Source organism: Avibacterium sp. 20-129 (genome assembly GCF_026226845.1).
Lineage (GTDB): Bacteria > Pseudomonadota > Gammaproteobacteria > Enterobacterales > Pasteurellaceae > Avibacterium.
Genome location: NZ_JAKKOE010000003.1, coordinates 243,507 through 269,513 on the forward strand (window position 1 = coordinate 243,507; position 26,007 = coordinate 269,513).

Below are 26,007 nucleotides of genomic sequence, written 5' to 3' on the forward strand. Positions count from 1 at the left end.
ACAAAGTGCGCTGAAAATTCGCCCACTTTTCTTATTTTTATCACAATTTGGTAACGCAAAATGAACGCAAAAAAACCAACCTTCCAACAAGCGGATTCCACAAAACGTTTCAATGAACGCTACGCTGGCGAAAAACAAGACAAAAAAGCACCGCACTTTTCGCGTGGAAAAAAGGAAGATAAACGCCCTTTTTCTCGAGAAAAGACAGCGTTCAAAGCAAGCGAAAAAGTACAACAACGTACAGAATTAACGATGGATAATGCACGTGGCACAGCCAATGTCAAAGTGGTAATTAAACGAACTGGGGAAAAAGAAAAACAGAAAAAAACAGGCCCTCTTTCCCCACGCGCGCCAGAAAAAATTAAGAAAAATCGCGCAGAAGAAATTAAAGTTTATGGTGAAAACACCTGTTTAGCACTTTTTGCTCAGCGTCCTGAAAGCATTGTTCGCGTATGGACTACCGTGGAAATGGCGCACCGTGTCGGGGAATTATTCAGCTATTTGGCGGCAAATAAAAAAGTCTATCACGTTGTAGATAATAAAGAACTTGCGTTAGTGAGTGGTACAGAACACCATAACGGCATTTGTATGCTGGTGAAAAAACCTCGTCATTTTACCCTTACTGGGTATCTAGACATTCCACGTCAAAAAGATGCCTTAGTGTTACTTGATAATGTACATAATGCCCATAACATCGGTGGCATTGTGCGAACTTGTGCGGTATATGGCGTGAAAGGGTTAGTATTGAGTGAAGCCGATTTACTTAACTCTGCTGCGGCAATGCGTGTGGCAGAAGGCGGTGCTGAATACATACATACGTTACTGACCAACAGCACAGAGCAGGGTTTAACTGAGTTGCGTGAAAAAGGCTATCAAATCGTACATCTAAGCCAAAACAAACAAGCCAAACCTTTCGCTCAGTTGAAATTAAGCGATAAAGTGGTCTTTGTATTAAGCGAAAGTGCGGGAGAAAATTTGGTAAAAAATCACGATGATATCGTGAATTTATCCCTTGCTAACCCACTTAACGCAGGTTTGAATGTTGCTGTTGCTGCGGGTGTTCTATTGGCAAAATGGGCAGAAAAATCCTTATAATTGATCCGCGTGATGAATAAGGACAAAGCGTTCCCATAACTGGGCTTCGCTTTCTTGATGATTAGGATCAGGCTTAATGCAGTTGCTGATTGGGCAAACTTTTTGACAGGTTGGGGTATCATAATGCCCCACACATTCGGTACAAAGATTTGGATCGATAAGATAAATATCTTCGCCCACAGAAATGGCATCATTCGGGCATTCAGGCAAGCACATATCACAATTTGTGCATTTCTCTGTAATTAAAAGTGCCATCATTTCCCCATATCATCATTGAAAGGGCGAGATTATAAAGAATCAGCAAGGAAAATTAAATAGGCAAAACAAGATGAGCAAGAAAAACAATAAAGGACTTTCTTTTTTAAGTACCCTAATCATTGCGGGCATTGCATTGATTTGGAATTATTTTCAACCTTCCGAAAAAACACCTAAACCGCAACCCACCTCACAATCGCAACCAAATACAACCGCACCACTTGGCAATAATTATGATTACATTATGCGTGATGATGCCATTGGACAAAATAAAAATGCGCCGGTGGATTATTATATGCTGGCATTGTCTTGGTCGCCGGGGTTTTGCCAAGCACAAAAGGAACGCTATAACGGTAAATTGCCACAATCGCTGATGAGCCAATGTGGCACGCAGCAGTATGGCTGGGTGATCCATGGATTATGGCCACAAAATGGCAATGCTCATTCCGTCAGTGATCATCCTCGTTTTTGTCAAGGGGATTTACCTATGGTTGATCCTAGCTTGATTAAGCCTTATCTTGCCGATAGCCCAAGCGCCAATTTATTACAAGGCGAATGGGAAAAGCACGGCGCTTGTGCGTTTAATGACGCCAAATCATATTTTGAAAAACAGCAAAATTTATACCGCACTTTAACCTTGCCAGATCGTGATTTACCACGCAAAGAATTATTTGCTTGGCTGAAAAAACATAACCCACAATTAAAAGGAGCCTACTTGAGAGCAAGCCATAATGAATTATTTATTTGTTATGACCTGAATTGGCAAGTGAGAGATTGCCCACATTAGTGCGCGCTTTACTCTATTTGGAGTAACAAAAGATCTATTATTTCTCAGAATTAAAAAAATCTGCCTGATTATTTGATCTAAAGCAGTTACAATCTAGTAATAACTGGGTATAATGCCATCCAGTTCTATTAATTTTTAAACAAATAAAGAGGGTAAATTATGTCAGTAATTAAAATGACCGACCTAGATTTAGCAGGTAAACGTGTGTTTATTCGTGCCGACCTTAATGTGCCAGTAAAAGAGGGAAAAGTAACCTCTGATGCACGTATTCAAGCAACCATTCCAACCTTAAAATTAGCCCTTGAAAAAGGGGCAAAAGTGATGGTTACCTCTCATTTAGGTCGCCCAACTGAAGGCGAATTCAAACCTGAAGATTCCCTCCAACCCGTAGTTGATTACTTAAAAGATGCAGGCTTTAATGTACGTTTAGCACGTGATTATTTAGACGGCGTAGAAGTGAATGACGGTGAAATCGTTGTACTTGAAAACGTCCGTATTAACAAAGGCGAAAAGAAAAATGATCCTGAATTAGGTAAGAAATACGCCGCACTTTGTGATGTATTTGTAATGGATGCCTTTGGTACCGCACACCGTGCGCAAGCTTCAACTTATGGCGTAGCAGAATTTGCCCCGATCGCTTGTGCAGGCCCGCTATTAGCAGCAGAATTAGATGCTTTAGGCAAAGCCTTAAAAGAGCCACAACGTCCAATGCTTGCTATTGTTGGGGGATCAAAAGTGTCAACCAAATTAACTGTGTTAGATTCTCTTGCTAAAGTCGCTGATCAACTGATCGTCGGCGGAGGGATCGCAAATACCTTTATTGCCGCAGAAGGCAAAGATGTAGGTAAATCCTTATACGAAGCGGATTTAATCCCTGAAGCACAACGCTTAGCAAAAGCAACCCAAATTCCTGTCCCAAGCGATGTGCGTGTTGGCTTAGAATTCTCTGAAAACGCACCAGCGATCGAAAAATCTGTTGATGATGTGCAAGCAGAAGAATCTATCTTTGATATTGGTGATAAAAGCGCAGAAGAGCTGGCAAACATTATCCGCAATGCGAAAACGATTCTGTGGAATGGTCCTGTAGGTGTATTTGAATTCCCTAATTTCCGTAAAGGAACTGAAGTGGTTGCCAATGCTATCGTTGAAGCAACCCAAAATGGTGCATTTTCTATTGCAGGCGGTGGCGATACCTTGGCTGCAATTGATTTATTTGGCATTAAAGATAAAATTTCATACATCTCAACAGGTGGCGGTGCATTCTTAGAATTCGTAGAAGGTAAAGTATTACCTGCTGTTGAAATCTTAGAAAAACGTGCGAAAAACTAATTTAATTCGATTGAAATAAAGGGGAATGTTCTTCCCCTTGAAACATTCCCAAAACTATATAGGAAATATTAATATGGCAAAATTACTAGACATCGTAAAACCGGGTGTATTAACAGGCGATGACGTACAAAAAGTTTTCAATTATGCAAAAGAGCATAACTTTGCATTACCTGCGGTAAACTGCGTAGGTACGGATTCCGTTAATGCGGTATTAGAAACCGCTGCACGCGTTAAAGCACCTGTGATTATTCAATTCTCTAACGGTGGCGCGCAATTCTATGCGGGAAAAGGGATTAAACCTGCAAGTGGCGCACGTCCTGATGTGCTTGGTGCGGTAGCGGGTGCAAAACACGTTCACGAATTAGCCGCTGAATACGGTGTACCTGTAATTCTTCACACCGACCACGCAGCGAAAAAATTACTTCCTTGGATTGATGGCTTATTAGATGCAGGTGAAAAACACTTTGCGGAAACAGGCAAACCGCTTTTCTCTTCACATATGATCGACCTTTCTGAAGAGCCAATGGAAGAAAATATGGCAATCTGCCGTGAATACCTTGCTCGTATGAGCAAAATGGGAATGACCCTTGAAATTGAAATCGGTATCACAGGTGGAGAAGAAGACGGCGTAGATAACTCAGATGTTGATGAATCACGTTTATACACACAACCTGAAGATGTACTTTACGTGTACGATCAATTAAACCCTGTAAGCCCACGTTTTACCATTGCAGCCGCCTTTGGTAACGTACACGGCGTTTACAAACCGGGTAACGTAAAATTAAAACCATCAATTTTAGGCGCATCACAAGAGTTTGTATCTAAAGAACGTGGTCTTCCAGCAAAATCATTAGATTTCGTTTTCCACGGTGGTTCAGGCTCATCAACCGAAGAAATCCGCGAAGCAATCAGCTATGGTGCGGTGAAAATGAACATTGATACTGATACCCAATGGGCAGCGTGGGAAGGCATCTTAAACTTCTACAAAGCGAACGAAGCATATCTTCAAGGCCAACTTGGTAACCCAGAAGGTGAAGATGCACCAAACAAAAAATACTATGACCCACGTGTTTGGTTACGCAAATCTGAAGAATCAATGTCTAAACGTTTAGAAAAATCGTTCCAAGATTTAAATTGTGTTGATGTTTTATAATCAGTAAAAGCAATTTCAAATATAAAAGCACTGACTAACCTCAGTGCTTTTTTCTTGTTGCATATTTTTTCTGTTGTTATCAAGAACAATGCACAGAATATAAAAAATCCCGAAAAGATTCACAATCTTGCAGAAAAATTGATAGATTTTGCTCCGCACTTTTACTTTATATAAAAGCCAAAAAGTGAGCCTCTTATCCTTAAGTGCGGTAAAAAAACAGTAAATTTTACACCGCACTTCTTTTGTCAGAAAAAGAGAATCCCTCCCCAAGTAATCACAACAAGGATCAGTGTCACAAATACCGCGGCGGAGCCTTGATCTTTCGCGCGCCCTGAAAGCTCGTGATATTCTTTACCAACGCGATCCACCACGGCTTCCACTGCACTGTTGAGCAATTCTACTGCTAGCACTAATAATACGGAGCCAACCATCAAGATCAATTCAATTTTGTCATCTGCGAGCCAAAAAGCCAGAGGGATTAAGATGCACGCGCAGAATACCTCGTGGCGAAACGCGGCTTCGTTTTTAAATGCACTTTTTAGCCCTTTTAATGAATAACCTGTGGATTTAATTAAATGGGTTAAACCCGTTGTTTTTTCCAATTTTCTTTCCTTATTAAATACGTTGAGTGTGATGGTTATATTTGTGCCGCGTTAATACAACGCAAAACAATTACGTTTTATTTAGTTATAACCGTTTCGCTTCAATCACATCATCTAATTTTGCTAAACGTGCTAAGACTTTGCTTAATATTTGTACATTGTTTAACTCAATTTCCATATCAATGGTTGCAAGTTGTTTTTTGTTATCTGTACGGCTCGCTACCCCTGAAACACTGATTTTTTCATTGGCAAGCACGGTGGTAATATCACGCAACAAACCGTGGCGATCACTGGCGATAATACGAATACTAATACGGAAACCACTCGCATAATTATCTCCCCAAATGGATTCCACCACGCGCTCTGGGTGGCTTGCTTGCAATTCTAAAAATTGTTCGCAGTCGCTACGGTGAATAGAAATACCGCGTCCCATTGTGATGTAGCCCACGATGTCATCTCCGGGAATTGGCTGGCAACAGCGTGCAATGTGGTGCATTAAATTGCCCACACCTTCTACGATCACATAGCCCTTTGAGTCATTTTTTTGCGCAGAATTTACCGCACTTTTCTGTGTAACGTGGCGTAAAATCTGTTCATCGGTTTCTTGTGGCGTGGTTTTAATCAGTTTACTTTGCAAAAAGTTAATGAGCTGATTAAGGCGAATATCGCCCCCACCGATGCCAGCATATAAATCGTCTAAATTTTTCAGGTTGTAACGTGGTAAAGCATACTGTTCCACTTGCTTGAGCGCAATGCCTAAACGCGTAATTTCATTCTCCAGCATTTCTTTACCTGCTGGAATATTTTTATCGCGATCTAATTTCTTAAACCACGCTGCAATTTTGGCACGAGATTTACTCGTATTGGTGAAACCTAAATTCGGATTAAGCCAATCCCGACTTGGGTTTGGTGTTTTTTGTGTAATGATTTCAATTTGATCGCCCATTTGCAGCTGATAGGTAAACGGCACAATACGTCCGCCCACTTTTGCCCCAATACAGCGATGCCCAATCTCACTATGAATCGCATAGGCAAAATCCAGTGGTGTCGATCCTGTTGGTAGATCGATGACCTCGCCTTTAGGCGTAAACACATACACCCGATCATCAAACACTTGGCTACGTAACTCAGCAATCACTTCACCTGAATCTGTAATATCATCTTGCCACGCTAATAATTTACGCAACCAAGCAATTTTATCTTCATAGGCCGAATGCCCCGTTACCCCTTCTTTATATTTCCAATGTGCAGCCACCCCAAGCTCCGCATCATCGTGCATTTGCTGAGTACGAATTTGCACTTCAATGGGTTTTCCACCTTTACCCAATACCACCGTATGAATAGATTGATAGCCATTTGGTTTGGGGTTGGCGACATAATCATCAAATTCTTTTGGTAAATGTTTAAAATGGGTATGCACAATGCCAAGGGCAGAATAACAATCTTGCAATTTCTGAACGATCACCCGCACTGCACGAACATCATATAAATCACTAAATTCTAAGTGCTTTTTCTGCATTTTTCGCCAGATACTATAAATATGTTTCGGGCGACCATAAACCTCCACTTGATCGATATTTTCTTGTAAATAGTGCGTAAGATCCGCCACAAAATCTGCGATATATTGCTCACGATCCAAACGGCGTTCTTTCAATAATTTAGCAATCATTCGATACTGCTCAGGATGCAAATAGCGGAAACAATAATCTTCTAACTCCCATTTCAACTGCCCGATGCCTAAACGGTTGGCGAGAGGGGCATAAATATTGGCACATTCTTTCGCAGCAAGCACTTTCTCTTCTTCGGAACAGCAATTTTCCGCATCTCGCAAAAAGGCAATACGTTCAGCCAGTTTGATAATCACGCAACGGAAATCATCTACCATCGCCAACAACATACGGCGTACATTGTCCACTTGCAGCGAATTGGCAGAATGGCTTGCATTTAACTGGCGAATGTTATCCATTTCCAGCACACCTTTCACGAGCTTACCAATCGCAGTACCGAAATCTTCCTCAATTTGTGCTAACTCAACAATATTATGACTTACCACAGGATAAATCATTGCGGTGATTAGACTTTCGCTATCCATATTCAGGCTGTGTAAAATTTCCACCATTTCTACACCAGAAAAGAGCGAGCAATGCAGTTGTGGCTTTTCGTCCGTACTTTGCTGCTGTTGGATTTTCTCTTGCGAATAATGCCACGCCCGCACTAATTTTTCCGTCAGCTCAGAAGAAAGCCCTAAACTTTCACTCCATTGTTCAATGACAAAATCTTTCGGGTTAAGTAGATGAGAACCTCGAACAGCAACCATAACGCCTTCCTATTTATTTCCGTTCAAATAGACTAATACTTTCTAAATGCCCTGTATTCGGGAACATATCGATCATTGCCACTTGTTTTACTTGATATCCAGCCTGCAAAAGCATTTCTGCATCTCGCACCAGTGTTGCTGGATTACAAGAGACATATACTATTTTTTCTGCCTTTAATTCCGCTAAAAAGGGGATCGCAAATGCCGCACCTGCACGTGGCGGATCAAGTAAGATTTTATTAAATTGCAGGCTTGCCCATTGTTGGGCTGAAAAAGATTGTGCTAGATCAGCCTGATAGAATTGGACATTTTTACATCCATTTCGTTCCGCATTTTGTGTTGCTTTATGCACCATTTCCGCCACACCCTCTACGCCCACCACTTGCTTGGCTTGAGCGCTTATTGGCAAGGTGAAATTGCCCATTCCGCAGAACAAATCCAGTACCTGATCTTGATCAGTTAAGTCGAGCCAATTCAATGCGGTATCAATCATCACCTGATTGAGTTGCGGATTAATCTGAATAAAATCACGTACATCAAAATGTAGCCGTTGCCCCTTGTTCAATTCATAATAAGGGCTTTCACCATAAAGCTGCTGAATTTGCTCATCATCTTGCAAAAACAGCATTAAATGTTCTTTTTGGGCAAATTCAATTAACAAAGTGCGGTCTTTTTCTGCCAAATTTTTTTGATGACGTAACAATAATGCCACACCGTTATCCGCACGTACCAGCTCAAGATGCCCTAAATTTTTCGGGTTAGACCAGTGCTGTAAAAGTGCGGTGATTTTTGGCAACAAATTATCCAGAGGCTTTTCGATCACAAGGCAAGATTGCACAGGTTCAATATTTTGCGAATTTTTCTGCCGAAAGCCAATGCGCAAGCCGTGCCTTTTATCCCAATAAAGACTTAATCGTAAACGGCGGCGATAATGCCATTGTTCACCGACAATTCTTGGCATTAATGCGATAGGTTCGCCTTGCAGTTTGCTTAAACGTTGGAATAATGCTTGCTCCTTTATCTGACGTTGCATTTCCAATGGAATATGCTGGGTTTGACAACCACCGCATTTTTCATAATAAACGCAGGCAGGCGGCACACGTTGCGCACTGGTTTCCAACCATTTCTTCGCCACCCCTTTGCCATATTGACGCTTTTCTTCCAACACCGCAACCTGCACCTTTTCATCGGGTAACGCATTTTCAATAAACCACGTTTTCCCTTGAATTTTCGCCACGCCTAGCCCTTGATAATCCAAGCCTTGCACCTTAGCGGTAAAAGTGCGGTGGTTTTTTTCAACTTTTTTTGGGGTATAAAGTAATGCCATAGGTTATTTCTGATATAAAATATGTTGAGTAAATAATTCCCGACTTTTCAAAGGCTTACTGCCCAAATAAGGCTTCAAGGCAATGCGCGTAAAACGTTTTGCTGCTTGCAATACCGCTTGATCGCGAAATTCTCGCCGTTCAAATGCCAGCAATTCTCTGCCATAAAAAGTCAGATTATCTTTAATTAGGGAAGCAATAAAGCCTTTTTCCTCACGATAACGATAAGTCATATTTTCATCAACTGGCTCACCTGACCCTGCACAGTGGCAAAAGTCAATCCCATAGCCCATCGCAGTCAGTAATTGAAATTCAAAGGTACGCAGGCTTGGCTCAACAGAATGAGACACACTAGCCAACCCCGTAATACATTTTAAATAGTCTTGGAAAATATCAGGATAAGGCGTTTCCACTGCTAATAAACGCATCAGGAGTTCATTGACATAAAAACCACTATAAAGTGCAGTAGGCTGCATAGGTAAGGTAAGCGAAGCGGCTTCAGCTTTGGTTAACGTTTTCACCTCGCCTCGTCCAGTCCAGCGCAACAGCAAGGGGGTAAATGGCTGCAAAATGCTTTTCCACGCTGAACGTTTCGTTCTCGCGCCTTTCGCCATCACGGTTAAACGTCCTGTTTCTTCCGTAAACAAATCCACCAATAAGCTTGTTTCACTGTATGCCCTACGATGTAAAACAAAGCCCCGCTGCCAGTTTTCGATAACATTATCCTTAGCTAATCATTCGTTGAAGTGCGGATATTTTAACAGATTTTTTGCAAAGTGAGGGGGAAAAGTGCGGTGGGATTTTTTTGTGTTTTTTAATAAAAATTTCATAAAAAAGCACCGCACTTTATGATTATCACAAGTACGGTGGCATTATAAGAGCGTTTTTCAATTACATTTTCTTTTTACTCATTGTATCCATCCAAACAGCAAGTAGTAAGATGCCGCCTTTGACAATATATTGCCAGAATGTAGGGACATCTAGCATACTCATTCCATTATCTAACAGGGCGATAATGAATGCGCCAATGACGACACCATAAACACTGCCGATACCACCAGCTAAACTTGCCCCACCAATGACACAGGCAGCAATGGCATCAAGTTCTGCATTTTGTCCTGCAGAGGGCGCACCTGCACCTAGACGAGCGCTTAAAATAAGCCCTGCAATCGCAACCATAAAGCCATTTAAGGAAAAAATAATTAATTTGACTTTCTCAACACTAATGCCTGACAATCGGGCAGCGTCAATATTCCCACCAATTGCATAAATATGACGGCCAAATGCGGTTTTTCTTGCCATAAACATTCCTATTACAGCTAACAAAGCCAGTAATAAAACAGGGAATGGAATACCGCGGTAGTCATTTAATAGATAAATGGCGCCCAAAATCGCTAAGGCAAATAACGCATATTTTAAGGTTTCTTGTGCGTTAGAAGGGACGGCTAAGTGTAAGTGCTTTCTTGCTTTTCTTTGGTAGATTCCCCAGCTTATAAAACCTAAAATCGCGATTGTACCAATCAAGAAGCCAGCGAGATCAGGCAAATAACCTTGTCCGATCATCGTCATCTCTGTGCTAATTGGGGAGACGGTTGTACCATTTGTTAAGCCAATTAAGATCCCTCGGAACGCTAACATTCCCGCTAAGGTAACAATAAATGAGGGGACTTTGCGATATGCAACCCACCAACCATTCCAAGCCCCAAACAAAATGCCGAGCAAAATAGTGGTAATAATCGTTAAAGACAGAGGCCAATCCCACCAAACATTTGTAATGGCAGCAAAGCCTCCTAATAAGCCCATTAATGACCCCACTGAGAGATCAATTTCTGCGCAAATAATCACAAAAACCATTCCAATAGCGAGGATTCCTGTGATGGAAGTTTGACGCAATAAGTTAGAAATATTTCTTGCACTTAAATATGCCCCATCGGTGGCGAATGAGAAAAATGCCATAATCACAATAATGGCAATGAGCATAATATAAACTTGTAGATTAATGGATTTTAGCTTAGACATAATTACTCCTTAAGTGCGGCTTCCATCACTTGTTCTTGCGTTAAATGATCGTTGATGAGATCGGCTTTGATTTGTCCTTGGTGCATCACTAAAACACGATCGCTAATGCCCAATACTTCAGGTAATTCAGAGGAAATGACGATAACTGCCACACCTTGTTGCGCTAATTGACTGATGAGTTTATAAATTTCATATTTCGCCCCAATATCAATGCCACGAGTAGGCTCATCTAAAATGAGAATTTTAGGATTGAGCAATAAGCATTTTGCTAAAATCGCTTTTTGTTGGTTTCCTCCACTTAAGCGTCCAATTGCTAAATCAGGGCTAGCGGTTTTTACGGTTAGTTTCTCAATAGATTGCTGAATGATGGTCTCTTCTAGTGGTTCATTAATGATATTGCCGAGCATACAATATTTTTTTAATGAAGAAAGCGTAATGTTTTTTCCTACTCCCATAATGGGAATAATGCCGTGTTTTTTACGATCTTCTGGCACCATAACAATTTGCTGTGCAATGGCATCAGCACAATGGCGAATATGAATAGAATGGCCTTGTAAAAAAATTTTTCCTTGATATTTCCCTTGATATGAACCAAATAGGCATTGTGCCATTTCAGTACGACCTGAGCCAACTAACCCTGCAACGCCTAATATTTCTCCTTTATGCAGACGGAAACTGACATTATCAACACGTTTAATATGGCGATTAATCGGATGCCAAGCCGAAAGCTGTTCAACGCGTAACATTTCTTCTCCGATAGGACGCGCTTCATAAGGGTAAAGTGAGGTAATTTCACGACCGACCATCATAGTAATGATGTCATCTTCTGTCATCAAGGCAGCAGGTTGCGTACCAATATGCTCACCATCACGGATAATACAAATTTTGTCAGAAATCGCTTTTACTTCATTTAATTTATGAGAAATATAAATACAAGCAATATTATGGGCTTTAAGATCTTGAACTAAGTTAAGCAGTATTTCGGTTTCTTTTTCAGTTAAACAGGCACTGGGTTCATCAAGGACTAATAAACGAACTTGTTTATTTAATGCTTTTGCAATTTCCACTAATTGTTGTTGCCCTAAACCTAATTCAGCAACCTTAATATTCGGATCGATGTCTAACTGAACTTGTTGTAAAATGGTTTTACAGCGTAGATACATTTCATTATCGTCCGTAATACCTAATTTTGTTCTTTCATTACCTAAAAACATATTTTCCAAAATGGTCATATTTTTAACTAATGTCAGCTCTTGATGAATAATTGCAATGCCTTTTTCTTCCGTATCTTTAATAGTTTTAGCGATTAAAGGTTCATTAGAAAAATAAATTTCACCAGAATACTCACCATAAGGATAAATACCACATAACACCTTCATTAAGGTAGATTTACCAGAGCCATTTTCACCACAAAGAGAAAGAATCTCTCCTTCATTCAGCTCAATAGAAATATGGTTTAATGCAGTAACATCACCAAACTTTTTAGTAATATTTTTCATTGATAATAATGTTGGCATACTAGAACCTCCTGATAAAGTGCGGTCTTTTTTTACCGCACTTTTTATACCGCTTTATTTCGCAGAAGTGAGATTATTTTTCAATTTGTGCTTTACTGTGGAATCCATCTTTAATAATGGTTTCTTCAATATTTTCTTTTGTTACGGCAATTGGATTTAATAAATAAGCCGGAACGTCTTTTAAGCCATTATTTAATACGGCATTTGATTCTGGTGTTTCATTTTTGGCTAATTGGACGGCGATTTCAGCTGCTTTATCCGCTAATTTAGTAATCGGTTTATAGACTGTCATCGTTTGCGTCCCTTGAACAATACGTTTAATTGCAGCAAGATCCGCATCTTGTCCTGAAATAGCCACTTTTCCTGCTAACCCTTGCGCACTCAAGGCTTGAATTGCTCCGCCTGCCGTTGCATCATTAGACGCGACTACGGCATCAATATTATTTTTATTTGCAGTCAAGGCATTTTCCATAATTTGCAGGGCTTTTTCGGCTAACCAAGAGTCCACCCATTGATCGCCTACAACCTTAATTTTTCCACTATCAATCAATGGTTGTAAGACTTTCATTTGTCCTTTACGGAATAATTTTGCATTATTATCAACAGGTGAACCTCCCATAAGGAAATAATTTCCTTCAGGTTTGACTTCAATAATACTTTTTGCTTGTAATTCACCCACTTTTTCGTTATCAAAAGAAACATAAAAGTCTAAATCAGCATTATTAATAAGACGGTCATAAGCTAATACTTTAATGCCCTCACGTTTTGCTTCACCAATAATATTACCTAATACTTCCCCATTGAATGGAATAATTACTAAGACATCGACATTACGGTTAATCATATTTTCAATTTGTGATATTTGTGCTGTTGCATCGCCATTGGCAGATTGAACAAAAACTTTTGCCCCTAAACTTTCTGCTTTTTTCACAAAAATATCACGATCTTTTTGCCAACGCTCCAAGCGCAAATCATCAATGGACATACCTATGGTGAGATCTTTAGCGAGAACAGGATTGGTTAATAACGTTAAAGAAGCTGCAAGGGAAAGGAAAAGATGTTTGATTTTCATAATAGCACCTCATATTAGGTTAAATTAATGATAGTTGAGCGCAACAACTTATTCACTCAATCCCTAGTTTGCTGAGGTTAAATTAATAATTCAATTATCAGATTTATTAATCCTATTATGTTTTTTCTTTTTTGTGATGAAGTACACAATAATAAAAAAATCGTTATTTCTTATCAAAGAGATAACGATTTTTACTTATTTTACCTATTTAACTTATACTTTATTTAATTTAGCAATACCAAATCCGGTGATCCCCCATAACATCGCAAATACGATACCACTCCAGCATAAAATTGCCCAAGGAAGATAAGATAGGGTCGCCACGCCAAGCGTTCCTGCCATATAAGCACCTGCTGCGGTCCAAGGTAAAATTGGCTCAATAATGGTTGCGGAATCTTCAGCCGTACGGCTTAGATTTTTTGGATGTAAGCCACGTTCTATATAAGCTTCGCGTAACATTTCGCCCGGAATTAAGATAGAAATTTGTCCATTACAAGTTACCCCAATCATCGTTAAACCACAAAGAATGGTGGTAAAAATTAAAGAGGCGGTTGAACGCACTAATTTTAATAAGTGTTTAATAATCACTTCTAAGGCACCGCTAAGAGATAAAATACCTGCAAATGAAAGCGCACAGAAACAGATCAATAATGTGCCCATCATTGAATTCATACCACCACGATTTAGTAGGCGAGCTAAATCACTACTAACCTGAATATCATTAGGAATCATCGATACATTAAAACCATTCACAGCACTATTCACCACATCTGCTAAGGCAAACTTCTGAATAAAAATCGCATTGAGTATGGCAACAAAGGCAGACAGTAACATAACTGGAATGGTTGGTTTTTTGCTGATAGACCCCCATAAAATAATGGCAACAGGGATAAGTAATAAAATGACATTAAAGTGATAAACTTGTTCTAAACCAGATATCATTTCAACCACTTTTGCCGGTGTGGCGGCATCATGTAAATTACCAGACATACCGTAAAAAATATATACAATAGCGGCAACGATAAAAGAAGGTAACGTAGTATAAAGTAAGTGGGCAATATGCTCATATAAATCCACTCCCGCAGCTGCTGAGGCAATATTTGTGGTATCAGAAAGCGGAGAAAGTTTATCACCAAAATAAGCCCCAGCGACAACAGCACCGGCGGTTGCCGCAAGATTCGCATCTAGACCTATTGCCACTCCCATAAAGGCAACCCCGACTGTTCCTGCGGATCCCCAAGACGTCCCCGTACAAACAGACACAATAGAGGTAAGTAATAAGGCGGTAATATATAAGAATTTAGGATCGATGACTTTTAAGCCATAATAAATCATCATTGGAATCGTTCCGCCAGCAATCCACGTCCCAATTAACAGCCCCACTGTAATTAAAATTAAAAGTGCGGGCATTGTTTTGGCAATTTTTCCTGCAATTGCCCCGAGCATTTCATCATAACTATAGCCAAGATACTTCACTAATCCACCGGCAAAAACACAAGAAATGATCATTAATGGCTCAGGTGGTAAATCGAAAAAGGCATAACCTAATCCGAGTAAGATAAGCATGACCAAAATTGGTGATAATGCTTCCATTAAACTTGGTGTTCGATGTAATTTAGTTGTACTCATCGTTATTCCCCTTATGCTTGTTGTTTTAACCCATCTCGAAGTTGAATTAAAGCCTGTTGTAATAAAGCCCGTGGCATTGCAATATTCATTCGGAAAAATCCCATTCCTTCGATCCCAAAATCTGTTCCCCAAGCCAGCTCCACTTGTGCAAGGTTGGTTATGCGATTTTTTAATGTTGCTTCATCTATCACTAATTTTTGATAATTCACCCATAGCAAATAAGTTCCTTCAGTACAAACCACATCAAATTGTGGTATTTCTTGGGCAAAAAAATGTGTTACGAATTGTTTATTTTCGGCTATTTCATTTTTAATTTGTGTTATCCAGCTATCACATTGTTGATATACCACCATAATAGCTGGAATAGAGAAATAATTAGGATTATGGATGCCAAGCTGCAATAAATTGCGGTGTAATTTTTCTCTAATTTTACGATTATGAATTAACAGGTTCGCAATTTCTAATCCCGGGATATTGAATGTTTTTGCTGGAGAGGTACAAATCATAGAATGATTTTTCACATAAGGCGTAATGCCCGCAATAATTTGGTGTGCTTGTTGGGTAAAAGTAAAATCAGCGTGAACATCATCAGAAATAATAAAAACCTGATATTGTTCGGCTAATTGTGCAATTTTTTGTAATTCTTCAAATGTCCATACTCTCCCTGTTGGATTATGAGGGGAAAGTAAAATAAATGTTTTAGCTTGCTTAAAGCAGGCTTCCAAACTTGTAAAATCAATATGATAACCATTATTTTTATAGACTAAAGGACAGCTTAGTAGCTCACGTTGGTTATCGGTTATGATATTGGTAATGGGGGAATAAGATGGCGTGAATAAACAAATTTTATCAGACGGTTGCGTGAATTCCCGTAAATAAATGGCAATGCCCTGAATAATTCTGGGACAAAATACAATCTCATTTTTATCAACGGGATAATGATAATGGCGTTTAATATAGTTTGCGACGACGTCAAAATAATTTTCAGGTAATAATGTATAACCATAAATGCCCGTTTTATTTGCTTTATCAAGTGCTTCAATCAATGCTTGGGGGGCAGGTAAATCCATATCAGCCACGGACATTGAAATATAGTTTTCGCCTCGATAATTATGCCACTTCGCACTATATTGTTCGATGCGTTCAGCTATTTGTTTTTTATAGGCTTTATGTGTCATATTCTTCTCCTTGTTTTAGAATTAGAAATACCCAGCTGATTACATAGCAAATTTAAACGCACTAAACGCATTTTTATTTTCTCCTAAGGTTAATTTAAAGTTTGCTGCTTTGTTTTACTATTCAGAAAATTAATATTGCTATTATGTTTTTTCTTTTTTGTGATCTTCTGCACAATAAAGAATAATCTTAATGAATAAATAAAATAACGTAATTGCTCCCTTTGCATTTTTAGTGAATGATGCGAATGAACTTAATGCAATAAGGAGAAAGAACGATGACAAACTATTTTGATAAAATTGATAAAATCCGTTATGAAGGGGTAAACTCAACCAATCCCTTGGCATTTCGCTATTATGATGCCAATCAAGTCATTTTAGGCAAAACAATGGCTGAGCATTTGCGTTTAGCAGTTTGTTATTGGCATACCTTCTGTTGGAATGGTAATGATATGTTTGGTGCCGGCTCGCTTGATCGTCATTGGCAAAAAAATAATGATCCGCTTGTTGGGGCAAAACAGAAAGCGGATATTGCGTTTGAATTTTTTACTAAATTAGGTATTCCTTACTATTGTTTCCATGATGTTGATATTGCGCCAGAAGGAAACTCCTTTAAAGAATATTTATATAATTTCCATACTCTTGTAGATGTTCTGGCTCAAAAACAAGCAGATACAGGCATAAAATTATTATGGGGAACAGCGAATTGTTTTACTAACCCACGTTATATGGCGGGGGCTTCGACCAATCCAAATCCAGAAGTCTTTGCTTGGGCTGCCGCACAAGTTGTCAATGCAATGAATGCAACCCAAAAATTAGGTGGTGAAAATTACGTATTATGGGGCGGTCGAGAGGGCTATGAAACCTTACTTAATACCGATCTAAAACGGGAACGTGAGCAAATAGGACGTTTTATGCAAATGGTTGTTGATCACAAGCATAAAATTGGTTTTAAAGGCACATTATTGATTGAACCAAAACCGCAAGAACCAACCAAACATCAATATGATTATGATGTGGCAACGGTTTATGGATTCTTAAAACAATTTGGTTTAGAAAATGAAATCAAAGTGAATATTGAAGCGAACCACGCCACACTTGCCGGCCATACATTCCAACATGAAATTGCAAGCGCTTATGCTTTAGGTATTTTTGGATCTATTGATGCAAACCGCGGTGATCCTCAACTTGGTTGGGATACCGACCAATTCCCAAATAGTGTTGAAGAAAATACATTAATTATGTATGAAATCTTGAAAAATGGTGGCTTTACTACAGGGGGATTTAATTTTGATGCCAAAATTCGCCGCCAAAGTTGCGATCCTTATGATTTATTTTATGGGCATATTGGTGCTATTGACGTACTTGCTTTATCACTCAAACGTGCAGCTAAAATGCTTGAAGAACAGCAATTAGAAAAAATTGTTGCGCAGCGTTATGCAGGTTGGGAAGGTCAATTAGGACAGGAAATTCTCTCTGGTCAAGCCTCTTTAGCAAGCCTTGCTGAACTTGTTGAACGCCAAAATCTAAATCCTCAACCAATTTCAGGTCAGCAAGAATATTTAGAGAATTTGGTTAATCGTTATATTTATGACTAATATTAAGGATTAAGAAACGCGGAATAATAAGGCTTGTAGGATATATAGTACGCTGCAAGCCTTTGTCCTATCAAAAGGAGTGATTATGTATATTGGTATTGATCTCGGCACCTCTGGGGTAAAAGTTGTATTACTTGATGAACAACAGCGTATTCTCGCCACCACACATCATCCTTTATCTGTTTCTCGCCCACATTCACTGTGGTCTGAACAAGATCCTGAAACTTGGTGGCAAGCAACAGAGCACGCAATGCTTAACTTAGCACAACAACATCCGCTGAATGATGTTAAAGCCATTGGTTTAACTGGGCAAATGCACGGTGCAACATTACTTGATAAGCAAGATCAAATTCTTCGCCCAGCTATTTTATGGAATGATGGGCGTAGTGCAAATGAGTGTCTGGAATTAGAACAAAGCGTCCCCGAATCTCGTCAAATTACTGGCAATTTGATGATGCCGGGGTTTACCGCGCCTAAATTAAAATGGGTAAAAAAGAATGAGCCTGCATTATTTGCCAAAATTAACAAAGTATTATTGCCAAAAGATTATCTCCGTTTAAGAATGACGGGGGAATATGCCTCTGATATGTCAGATGCCTCAGGAACAATGTGGCTTGATGTTGCACAACGCCAATGGAGTGAGACTCTTCTCAATGCTTGCGAACTCAGTATTGAACAAATGCCGAGATTATTTGAGGGCAACCAAATTACAGGCTATTTACGTCAAGATATTGCTCAACAATGGGGAATGAAATCCGTTCCTGTTGTGGCAGGTGGTGGCGATAACGCAGCAGGTGCAATAGGAATAGGACTGTATCAAGCTGGGCAAGCAATGTTGTCATTAGGAACATCAGGGGTTTATTTTGTAGTAACGGATCAATTCAGCGCCAATCCACAAAAAGCCGTGCATAGTTTCTGCCACGCCCTCCCTGAACGTTGGCATCTGATGTCGGTGATTTTAAGCGCCGCTTCTGCGATTGATTGGGTAAAAAATATTACGGGAATTCGCGATATCGCACAACTCTTCAACCAAATAGAGCACTGTAAAACCCCTTCCGATGCACTTTTTTTACCTTATCTTTCTGGTGAACGTACGCCGCATAACGATCCTTATGCCACAGGAGTATTCTGGGGACTCAACCACAATGATGATGCGATTACTATGGCGAGAGCAGTGCTTGAAGGCGTTAGTTTTGCCCTTGCTGATGGCATTGATGTTTTACACGAAACAGGCGCAGAAGCAACGAGTATAAGCCTTATTGGCGGAGGAGCCAAAAGTGCCTATTGGCGACAATTATTAGCAGATATTACGGGAAAAGTATTTGAATATCGCACAGGAGGAGATGTTGGACCAGCTCTTGGAGCAGCCAAATTAGCCCAAATTGCATTAAATCCAACGCAACCGCTTGCTGACTATTGTAAGCCACTCCCACTTGAAAATATTTATCAACCAAATAGTCAAATTTATCAGCAATATCAACAAAAACGAGAAAAATATCATCAACTTTATCAACGATTAAAAGGGCTTTAAGTCAGTAAAATCAAGTGCGGTGTAAAAATGGGCTAAATTTATACCGCACTTCAAATGAAAACAAACGGTTTAATTTTTTCTAAATTTCGTTATGCTATTCATCAAATGGAGATAGGTAGGAACGGAAATATGCAACATACAGGAAAGTTTTATCGTATCGCACTACTTTTTAATGCTAATAAAGTTTATGATCGCCAAGTTGTCGCAGGTGTCGGTCAATATTTACAGGCCTCTCAATGCACGTGGGATATTTTTATGGAAGATGATTTTGTTTACCATAAAGAAACCATCCAACGCCTTTCCATTGACGGAATTATTGCTGACTTTGATGATCCAGAAACCGCCGAATTACTGAAAAATATAGATGTTCCCCTTGTCGCCGTGGGCGGTTCTTACCAAAATCCTGATTTTTATCCACATTTCCCTTATGTTGCTACCGATAATTACGCATTAATTGAAACCGCTTTTTTACATCTCAAACAAAAAGGATTAAATCACTTTGCTTTCTATGGCTTACCCACAGAAAATCAGCAAAAACATTGGGCGATTGAACGGGAAAATGCGTTTATTCACTTAATGCAAAAATACGCTTATCCTATCCGCCTTTATCAAGGCGAACAAACCAATTCACAAAATTGGCGCACAGCACAAGAAAAGTTAATTCAATGGATTCAATCACTTCCACAACATACGGGAATTATAGCGGTTACCGATGCAAGGGCAAGGCATCTGTTACAAGCCTGTGAAACAGCAAGAATGGCGGTGCCTGATCAATATTGTGTGATTGGTATAGATAATGAAGAAATTATACAATATCTCTCTCGCATTTCACTGTCATCCGTCTCTCAAGGCACAAAACAAATTGGTTATCAAGCAGCAAAACTATTGCACCATCAACTGAATCACCTGCCTGTTAGTAATAAACCTCTACTTATTCCCCCATTAGGCGTTGAAGAACGCAATTCTACTGACTATCTTTCTTTATGTGATCCTCTCGTTATACAAGCAATGCATTATATTCGACAACGTGCGTGTCAAGGGATAAAGGTTGAGCAAGTACTAGATCATTTAAGAATTTCGCGTAGTAATTTAGAACTCCGTTTTAAAGCCGAAATGAATAAAACCATTCATCAAATTATTCATCAAGAAAAAATGAAAAGAGCCATTCATTTACTACGATTTTCTGATATTGCAATTACTGAAATTGCCGAAGTGTGCGGTTACCCCTCCTTGCAATATTTTTATTCCGTATTTAAAAAAGAACAGGGCAATACGCCCAAAGCATTTCGGGCATATTGGCAAAATAAATAATCCTTTATTATTACTCAAATAAGGAAAAGTGCGGTGCTTTTTCCCAAAGTTTTTTTGATTTCTGATATGATAAACATCCCTTAATTAAAAGTAAGAAAAAATGCGAATACCAAGAATTTATCACCCTACTTCTCTGCAGCAACAAACTCAGTGTGAATTAACGGAAGAAGCGGCAAATCACGTTGGGCGGGTGTTGCGAATGCAGGAGGGGGATCGCCTTGAATTATTTGATGGCAGTAACCATATTTATCCTGCTGTGATTACGCAAGTGAGCAAAAAATCCGTGGCGGTGGAAATTTTAGATCGCCAATTTGATGATCGGGAAAGTCCGTTGCCCATTCATCTTGGGCAGGTGATGTCCCGTGGTGAGAAAATGGAATTTACTATTCAGAAATCCGTTGAACTTGGTGTGAAAGTCATCACGCCATTGTGGTCGGAACGTTGCGGTGTGAAGTTAGATGCGGATCGTATGGCGAAAAAAATTCAACAATGGCAAAAAATTGCGATTTCTGCTTGTGAGCAATGCGGGCGAAATGTGATCCCTGAAATTCGTCCGATGATGAAATTAGAAGAATGGTGTGCCGAGCAAGATGGAATGTTAAAGTTGAATTTGCACCCAAGAGCGAAATATTCTATTCGCACCTTACCCGCCCTACCCGCTGAAGGTGTGCGCTTACTGATTGGCTCAGAAGGGGGCTTGTCGCCACAAGAAATTGCTCAAACCGAGCAGCAAGGTTTCACGGAGGTGTTGCTTGGCAAGCGGGTGTTACGAACAGAAACCGCGGCATTAACGGCAATTACCGCATTACAAGTTTGCTTTGGGGATTTAGCCTAATCCCTTAAATTTAGGAAAGAGAATATGCAATTACAAAACCATTTTTTAATCGCAATGCCCCATTTGGAAGACGATCATTTTTATCGTTCTGTGGTATATCTTTGCGAGCATAATGAACAAGGCGCAATGGGATTAGTCCTTACCCAGCCAACGGATCTGAGCATTGCAGAATTATGTATTAAGATGAATTTTATGATGGCGGATAACCGTAAATATCCTGATGATCTCGTTCTTGCAGGCGGTCCAACCAACCTTGAACGGGGCTTTATTTTACACACGGAAAGTGCCAAACCCTTTATGAATAGCCATAAAGTGGCTGATAATTTATGGCTGACGACCTCTGCGGATGTGATTGATACACTTGGCACACCACAAGCTCCAGAAAAATGTCTAGTAGCATTAGGTTGTGCAAGTTGGTCGCCAGATCAATTAGAAAGGGAAATTGCTAATAATGATTGGCTTGTTGTACCAGCGAATGAACATATTTTGTTTGATGTCCCTTATTTAGAACGCTGGTTAGCTGCCAACCAATTATTAGGTATTCAACAGCACAATTTTGCTTATCAAGCGGGGCATTGTTAATGGCTATTACCGCACTCGCCTTTGATTTTGGTACAAAAAGCATCGGTTGTGCCGTCGGGCAAAGTATTACAAAGTCTGCGCAACCTTTGCCAGCCTTTAAAGCACAAGATGGAATTCCCAATTGGGAAGCCATTGAAAAATGCTTAGCTGAATGGAAACCTGATAAGGTAATTGTGGGCTTACCTTTAAATATGGACGGCACAGAACAGCCCCTCACCCAACGGGCAAAAAAATTCGCGAACCGTTTACACGGACGATTTGGCGTAGCAGTGATCTTACAAGATGAACGCCTTACCACCACGGAAGCGCGCGCAGAAATTTTCCAACGTGGTGGCTTTAAAGCCTTAGAAAAAGGCAAGGTCGATAGCATTTCTGCCTGCATTATTTTAGAAAGTTGGTTTAACAATTTTGAAGAATAATACTTTAAAAACAAGGTATTATGCAGAGTTTGTAAAATATTACTAACTCTGCGCGTTCTTTTTTGCTTATTTTTCACCTCACTCAATCATACTTCTTTTGAATTATCTCTTTAGGGGTAGAAAATTGCTTGACTAATTCTCAATTAGGCATAGAATTGCTAGCGATTTTATTTATTTAATCAAATTTAATAAATAAAGAAATCACTCACAATTATCATTTTATTTGGAGAATTATATGTCAGGTATTTTCACTCAAACCGATCCTGCACGCCGTCGCTATGGTGTGGCAATTTTTGTTGGTTTTATCGGTGGTTTAATTTCTGCCTTTGTAAAATGGGGGGCAGAACATCCATTCCCACCACGTAGTCCATTCGATTTATTCGTTGCGGCTTGTCAAGATCCTTCACAAGCATTAGAAGTGTGTTCTCGTGCGTTTTTAAACCCACCACACGTTTTCTTACGTGATTATATTGGCATCGATCCAACGGCTGCGGTATTCACTTTTGCAGATCACGGGTTTGACTGGATTGGTGTAACTCACATCACCTTCTCTTTAGTTTTTGCAATTGGTTACTGTATTGTGGCAGAACGTTTTCCTAAAATTAAATTCTGGCAAGGTATTGGTGCAGGTTTAATCGCGGATATTTGTGTGCATTACATCACATTCCCAGCATTAGGTTTAACCCCACCTGTTGCAGAATGGCCATTATACGAACATATTTCTGAATTAGTAGGACATATCTTCTGGTTCTGGACAATTGAGATTATTCGTCGTGATCTACGTAACCGCATCACGCATCAACCAGATCCTGAAGTTCCATTGGATCAACCTTATCGTTAATCAAGTAAAGCCCGAGCCATTCGGGCTTTATTTTTATGTGAAAAACAAAGTGCGGTGCAAATTTCACCAATTTTATTCAAACAGCCTCAGCACTTCTAAACTTACCCCCTCGCCATTTAAATAATCTTGCAATGCTTGGCTGACTAACGGATTGCGTTCTGCCTGCCCGGCTTGTTGGATATAATGTTGAAACGCTTCGGGTGTGAGCCAGACACCGCCTTCAATATCCGGATCACTCGGTACAATGGGCAAACATTCCGCTAATTCCACCGCAAAGACAAAACGTAAATAATCTTTTTGGCTACGTGGTGCGTGCCACTGATAGATTTTAATCAGCTTGCTTGGCGTGGCTTGAATACCCGTTTCCTCTTTTAATTCACGCATTGCCCCTGCAAGAATGCTTTCATTCTGCTCTAAATGCCCTGCGGGCTGGTTTAACGTCATTTTGCCGTATTCAAATTCTTTCACAAACAGAAATTTGCCTTGGCAATGGACGACGCACGCCATCGTAATATAAGGTCTATGCATTGGATTTCCTTAATTTTAACCTTTGATAAAGGGCTTCAAGTTCTTGAGCCGTCAATTGATAATACTGCCCTAATGGCAAATTTTCCACGCTAAATCCCGCCATTTTGCCACGAATTAAACGCAATGTGGGAAAGCCAATATGTGCGGTCATTCGGCGAACTTGGCGATTTTTGCCCTCGCTAATTTTAATTTCCAACCAACTTGTCGGAATGCTTTTGCGTACGCGAATAGGCGGATCCCGTTGCCATAAAAAAGCTGGCTCAGAAATTACCCGCACTTTTGCCGGTAACGTTTTGCCCTCTTTTAATCTTACCCCTTGGCGTAGTGGTTCAAGCTCAGGCTCTGTCGGCTCGCCTTCCACCTGCACGAAATACGTTTTTTCCGTTTTGTATTTAGGATCGGCTAAGCGATGCTGAATTTCACCGTTATTCGTGAGAATTAACAGCCCCTCGCTATCGCGATCTAAACGTCCTGCGGGATAAACCGATAAAATAGGAATAAAATCTTTAAGTGTTTGTCGCCCGTTTTCATCGCTAAATTGACTCAGCACATCAAAGGGCTTATTAAACAGCACCACTTTGGTGTGTGCAAAATCTGGTACGATTGTTTTTTTACGCGCAAAATGCTGAACCGTTTTTTTGCGTAAATTTTGCCGTTCTTGTTGATTACGGCTTGAAAGAAATTTTGCCTTCATATATGTTATGAGAATGAATAAAGATCAATCTAAACGCACATTTTTACCAAACTATCAATGTGCTTTCTCTGCTCACTATAACACAACATCAACCATTAAAGGAGAATCCAATGAGTCAAACCCAATCCGCCGTTGTTATTCCTCAGGGGGAAAAAATTCGTTTAGACGCACAAGGGGGATTGATTGTCCCTGATAACCCTATCATTCCTTTCATTGAAGGTGATGGCATTGGCGTGGATGTCACACCAGCAATGCAACGCGTGATTGATGCCGCGGTGGAAAAAGCCTATCAAGACAAACGCAAAATTGCTTGGTTAGAAATCTATGCGGGAGGCAAAGCCAATGAAGTTTATGGCGAAAACACTTGGTTACCTGAAGAAACCCTTGATTTTATTAAAGCCTATCACGTTGCCATTAAAGGCCCGTTGATGACGCCTGTTGGCGGTGGCATTCGCTCTTTAAATGTGGCAATGCGTCAAGGTTTAGATCTTTATAACTGTTTACGTCCAATTCGCTATTACAGTGGCACGCCAAGCCCAGTTAAACACCCTGAAAAAGTCAATATGGTTATTTTCCGTGAAAACTCTGAAGATATTTACGCTGGGGTGGAGTGGAAAGCAGGCTCGCCTGAAGCAGATAAAGTGATTCAGTTCTTACAGCAAGAAATGGGGGTAAACAAAATCCGTTTTCCACAAGACTGTGGCATTGGCATCAAACCCGTATCAAAACAAGGAACACAACGCCTAGTGCGTGCTGCCTTACAATATGTCATTGATAATGATAGAAAATCCCTCACATTAGTGCATAAAGGCAACATTATGAAATTCACCGAAGGCGCGTTTAAAGAATGGGGCTACGAAGTGGCGAAAGAATATGGTGCAACGCTCATTGATGAAGGCCCGTGGATGAAGCTGACTAACCCCAAAACTGGGCGTGACATTATCATCAAAGACGCCATTGCCGATGCGTTCTTGCAAGAAGTGCTACTCCACCCTGCGGATTATGATGTTATCGCTACCCTCAATTTAAACGGTGATTATATTTCTGATGCCCTTGCCGCCCAAGTGGGTGGAATCGGTATCTCACCGGGGGCAAATATCGGGGCTGATGCCGCAATTTTTGAAGCCACTCACGGTACTGCCCCAAAAATTGCGGGGCAAAACAAAGGCAACCCGGGGTCATTAATCCTCAGTGGTGAAATGATGTTGCGTCATTTAGGCTGGACTGAAGCCGCTGATTTAGTCGTCAATGCAGTTGCTAAAACCATTGAAAACAAAACGGTCACCTTTGATTTTGCCGAAATGCTAGCAGGGGCGACATTACGTTCAACCTCAGAATTTGCCGAAGATATTGTGGCAAATATGTAGCATTTTCGTCTAAAAGATAAGTGCGG

General features: G+C 40.1%; 24 protein-coding genes. 12 read left to right on the top strand and 12 right to left on the bottom strand.

Features of this window, described 5'->3' with window-relative positions; translation table 11 throughout:
• The first annotated feature begins 60 nt into the window (after nucleotides 1-60).
• Nucleotides 61-1,095, top strand: a complete 1,035-nt coding sequence (locus L5B90_RS10755) for a TrmH family RNA methyltransferase (protein ID WP_265762929.1) — start codon at nucleotides 61-63, stop codon at nucleotides 1,093-1,095.
• Here the strand turns inward: L5B90_RS10755 and L5B90_RS10760 are convergent.
• On the bottom strand, nucleotides 1,090-1,350 hold the full coding sequence (locus tag L5B90_RS10760; RefSeq protein ID WP_250351636.1) for a YfhL family 4Fe-4S dicluster ferredoxin: 261 nt from the start codon (nucleotides 1,348-1,350) through the stop codon (nucleotides 1,090-1,092). The genes L5B90_RS10755 and L5B90_RS10760 overlap by 6 nt on opposite strands.
• 73 nt (nucleotides 1,351-1,423) lie before the next feature.
• Here L5B90_RS10760 and L5B90_RS10765 point away from each other — a divergent pair, with 73 nt between their 5' ends.
• From L5B90_RS10765 to fbaA, 3 genes are all read left to right on the top strand, one after another.
• Nucleotides 1,424-2,137, top strand: coding sequence for a ribonuclease T2 family protein (locus L5B90_RS10765; RefSeq protein ID WP_265762930.1), 714 nt, complete (start codon nucleotides 1,424-1,426; stop codon nucleotides 2,135-2,137).
• A gap of 159 nt (nucleotides 2,138-2,296) precedes the next feature.
• The gene (locus L5B90_RS10770) at nucleotides 2,297-3,466 is read left to right on the top strand and encodes a phosphoglycerate kinase (protein WP_265762931.1); all 1,170 of its coding nucleotides are present in this window, start codon (nucleotides 2,297-2,299) and stop codon (nucleotides 3,464-3,466) included.
• Nucleotides 3,467-3,539: 73 nt separating this feature from the next.
• Nucleotides 3,540-4,619, top strand: a complete 1,080-nt coding sequence (gene fbaA / locus L5B90_RS10775; protein ID WP_250351429.1) for a class II fructose-bisphosphate aldolase — start codon at nucleotides 3,540-3,542, stop codon at nucleotides 4,617-4,619.
• Between the two features lie 245 nt (nucleotides 4,620-4,864).
• Here fbaA and L5B90_RS10780 read toward each other — a convergent pair whose 3' ends face one another.
• The 9 genes from L5B90_RS10780 to L5B90_RS10820 all read right to left on the bottom strand — a co-directional run bounded on the left by L5B90_RS10780 (nucleotide 4,865) and on the right by L5B90_RS10820 (nucleotide 16,278).
• Nucleotides 4,865-5,221, bottom strand: a complete 357-nt coding sequence (locus tag L5B90_RS10780; protein WP_250363716.1) for a diacylglycerol kinase — start codon at nucleotides 5,219-5,221, stop codon at nucleotides 4,865-4,867.
• An 85-nt stretch (nucleotides 5,222-5,306) separates the two neighbouring features.
• Nucleotides 5,307-7,538, bottom strand: coding sequence for a GTP diphosphokinase (relA, locus tag L5B90_RS10785; protein ID WP_250363717.1), 2,232 nt, complete (start codon nucleotides 7,536-7,538; stop codon nucleotides 5,307-5,309).
• Nucleotides 7,539-7,551: 13 nt separating this feature from the next.
• Entirely contained in the window at nucleotides 7,552-8,865 is a 1,314-nt protein-coding gene (gene rlmD, locus L5B90_RS10790; protein ID WP_265762932.1) for a 23S rRNA (uracil(1939)-C(5))-methyltransferase RlmD, read from the bottom strand.
• Between the two features lie 3 nt (nucleotides 8,866-8,868).
• Nucleotides 8,869-9,579, bottom strand: coding sequence for a DNA repair protein RecO (gene recO, locus L5B90_RS10795; RefSeq protein WP_265762983.1), 711 nt, complete (start codon nucleotides 9,577-9,579; stop codon nucleotides 8,869-8,871).
• A gap of 175 nt (nucleotides 9,580-9,754) precedes the next feature.
• Nucleotides 9,755-10,882 carry a sugar ABC transporter permease gene (locus L5B90_RS10800; protein WP_265762933.1) on the bottom strand — a complete coding sequence of 376 codons (1,128 nt, stop codon included), beginning with the start codon at nucleotides 10,880-10,882 and terminating at the stop codon, nucleotides 9,755-9,757.
• Between the two features lie 2 nt (nucleotides 10,883-10,884).
• Complete coding sequence (gene xylG / locus L5B90_RS10805; RefSeq protein ID WP_265762934.1) at nucleotides 10,885-12,399, bottom strand: D-xylose ABC transporter ATP-binding protein; 1,515 nt, start codon at nucleotides 12,397-12,399, stop codon at nucleotides 10,885-10,887.
• A 73-nt stretch (nucleotides 12,400-12,472) separates the two neighbouring features.
• A complete protein-coding gene (gene xylF, locus L5B90_RS10810) occupies nucleotides 12,473-13,471 on the bottom strand; it encodes a D-xylose ABC transporter substrate-binding protein (RefSeq protein WP_250363720.1) in 999 nt (332 codons plus the stop codon).
• Between the two features lie 213 nt (nucleotides 13,472-13,684).
• Complete coding sequence (gene nhaC / locus L5B90_RS10815; protein WP_265762935.1) at nucleotides 13,685-15,100, bottom strand: Na+/H+ antiporter NhaC; 1,416 nt, start codon at nucleotides 15,098-15,100, stop codon at nucleotides 13,685-13,687.
• Between the two features lie 11 nt (nucleotides 15,101-15,111).
• A complete protein-coding gene (locus L5B90_RS10820; RefSeq protein ID WP_265762936.1) occupies nucleotides 15,112-16,278 on the bottom strand; it encodes a MalY/PatB family protein in 1,167 nt (388 codons plus the stop codon).
• 275 nt (nucleotides 16,279-16,553) lie between these two features.
• On the opposite strand from L5B90_RS10820, the gene xylA reads away from it, so the two are divergent.
• The 7 genes from xylA to L5B90_RS10855 all read left to right on the top strand — a co-directional run bounded on the left by xylA (nucleotide 16,554) and on the right by L5B90_RS10855 (nucleotide 23,392).
• Entirely contained in the window at nucleotides 16,554-17,873 is a 1,320-nt protein-coding gene (gene xylA, locus L5B90_RS10825; RefSeq protein WP_265762937.1) for a xylose isomerase, read from the top strand.
• 85 nt (nucleotides 17,874-17,958) lie between these two features.
• Complete coding sequence (xylB, locus tag L5B90_RS10830; RefSeq protein ID WP_265762938.1) at nucleotides 17,959-19,404, top strand: xylulokinase; 1,446 nt, start codon at nucleotides 17,959-17,961, stop codon at nucleotides 19,402-19,404.
• A gap of 129 nt (nucleotides 19,405-19,533) precedes the next feature.
• Nucleotides 19,534-20,715 (top strand): XylR family transcriptional regulator, encoded by a 1,182-nt coding sequence (locus tag L5B90_RS10835; RefSeq protein WP_265762939.1) that lies wholly within the window; start codon nucleotides 19,534-19,536, stop codon nucleotides 20,713-20,715.
• 100 nt (nucleotides 20,716-20,815) lie between these two features.
• Nucleotides 20,816-21,550: a 16S rRNA (uracil(1498)-N(3))-methyltransferase gene (rsmE, locus tag L5B90_RS10840; protein WP_265762940.1), complete on the top strand. Its 735-nt coding sequence runs from the start codon at nucleotides 20,816-20,818 to the stop codon at nucleotides 21,548-21,550.
• Between the two features lie 24 nt (nucleotides 21,551-21,574).
• Nucleotides 21,575-22,132 carry a YqgE/AlgH family protein gene (locus L5B90_RS10845; RefSeq protein WP_250351118.1) on the top strand — a complete coding sequence of 186 codons (558 nt, stop codon included), beginning with the start codon at nucleotides 21,575-21,577 and terminating at the stop codon, nucleotides 22,130-22,132.
• Nucleotides 22,132-22,551: a Holliday junction resolvase RuvX gene (ruvX, locus tag L5B90_RS10850; protein ID WP_250351119.1), complete on the top strand. Its 420-nt coding sequence runs from the start codon at nucleotides 22,132-22,134 to the stop codon at nucleotides 22,549-22,551. The genes L5B90_RS10845 and ruvX overlap by 1 nt, the downstream gene beginning before the upstream one ends.
• Nucleotides 22,552-22,786: 235 nt before the next feature.
• The gene (locus tag L5B90_RS10855) at nucleotides 22,787-23,392 is read left to right on the top strand and encodes a YagU family protein (protein ID WP_250351120.1); all 606 of its coding nucleotides are present in this window, start codon (nucleotides 22,787-22,789) and stop codon (nucleotides 23,390-23,392) included.
• A 72-nt stretch (nucleotides 23,393-23,464) separates the two neighbouring features.
• On the opposite strand, the gene L5B90_RS10860 is transcribed toward L5B90_RS10855, so the two are convergent.
• Together L5B90_RS10860 and L5B90_RS10865 are read right to left on the bottom strand one after the other, a co-directional pair.
• Nucleotides 23,465-23,920 (bottom strand): NUDIX domain-containing protein, encoded by a 456-nt coding sequence (locus L5B90_RS10860; RefSeq protein ID WP_265762941.1) that lies wholly within the window; start codon nucleotides 23,918-23,920, stop codon nucleotides 23,465-23,467.
• Nucleotides 23,913-24,614, bottom strand: a complete 702-nt coding sequence (locus tag L5B90_RS10865; protein ID WP_265762942.1) for a pseudouridine synthase — start codon at nucleotides 24,612-24,614, stop codon at nucleotides 23,913-23,915. The genes L5B90_RS10860 and L5B90_RS10865 overlap by 8 nt, the downstream gene beginning before the upstream one ends.
• 110 nt (nucleotides 24,615-24,724) lie before the next feature.
• Between L5B90_RS10865 and icd the strand changes: the two genes are divergently transcribed.
• Entirely contained in the window at nucleotides 24,725-25,981 is a 1,257-nt protein-coding gene (gene icd, locus L5B90_RS10870; RefSeq protein ID WP_265762943.1) for an NADP-dependent isocitrate dehydrogenase, read from the top strand.
• Nucleotides 25,982-26,007: the final 26 nt, after the last annotated feature.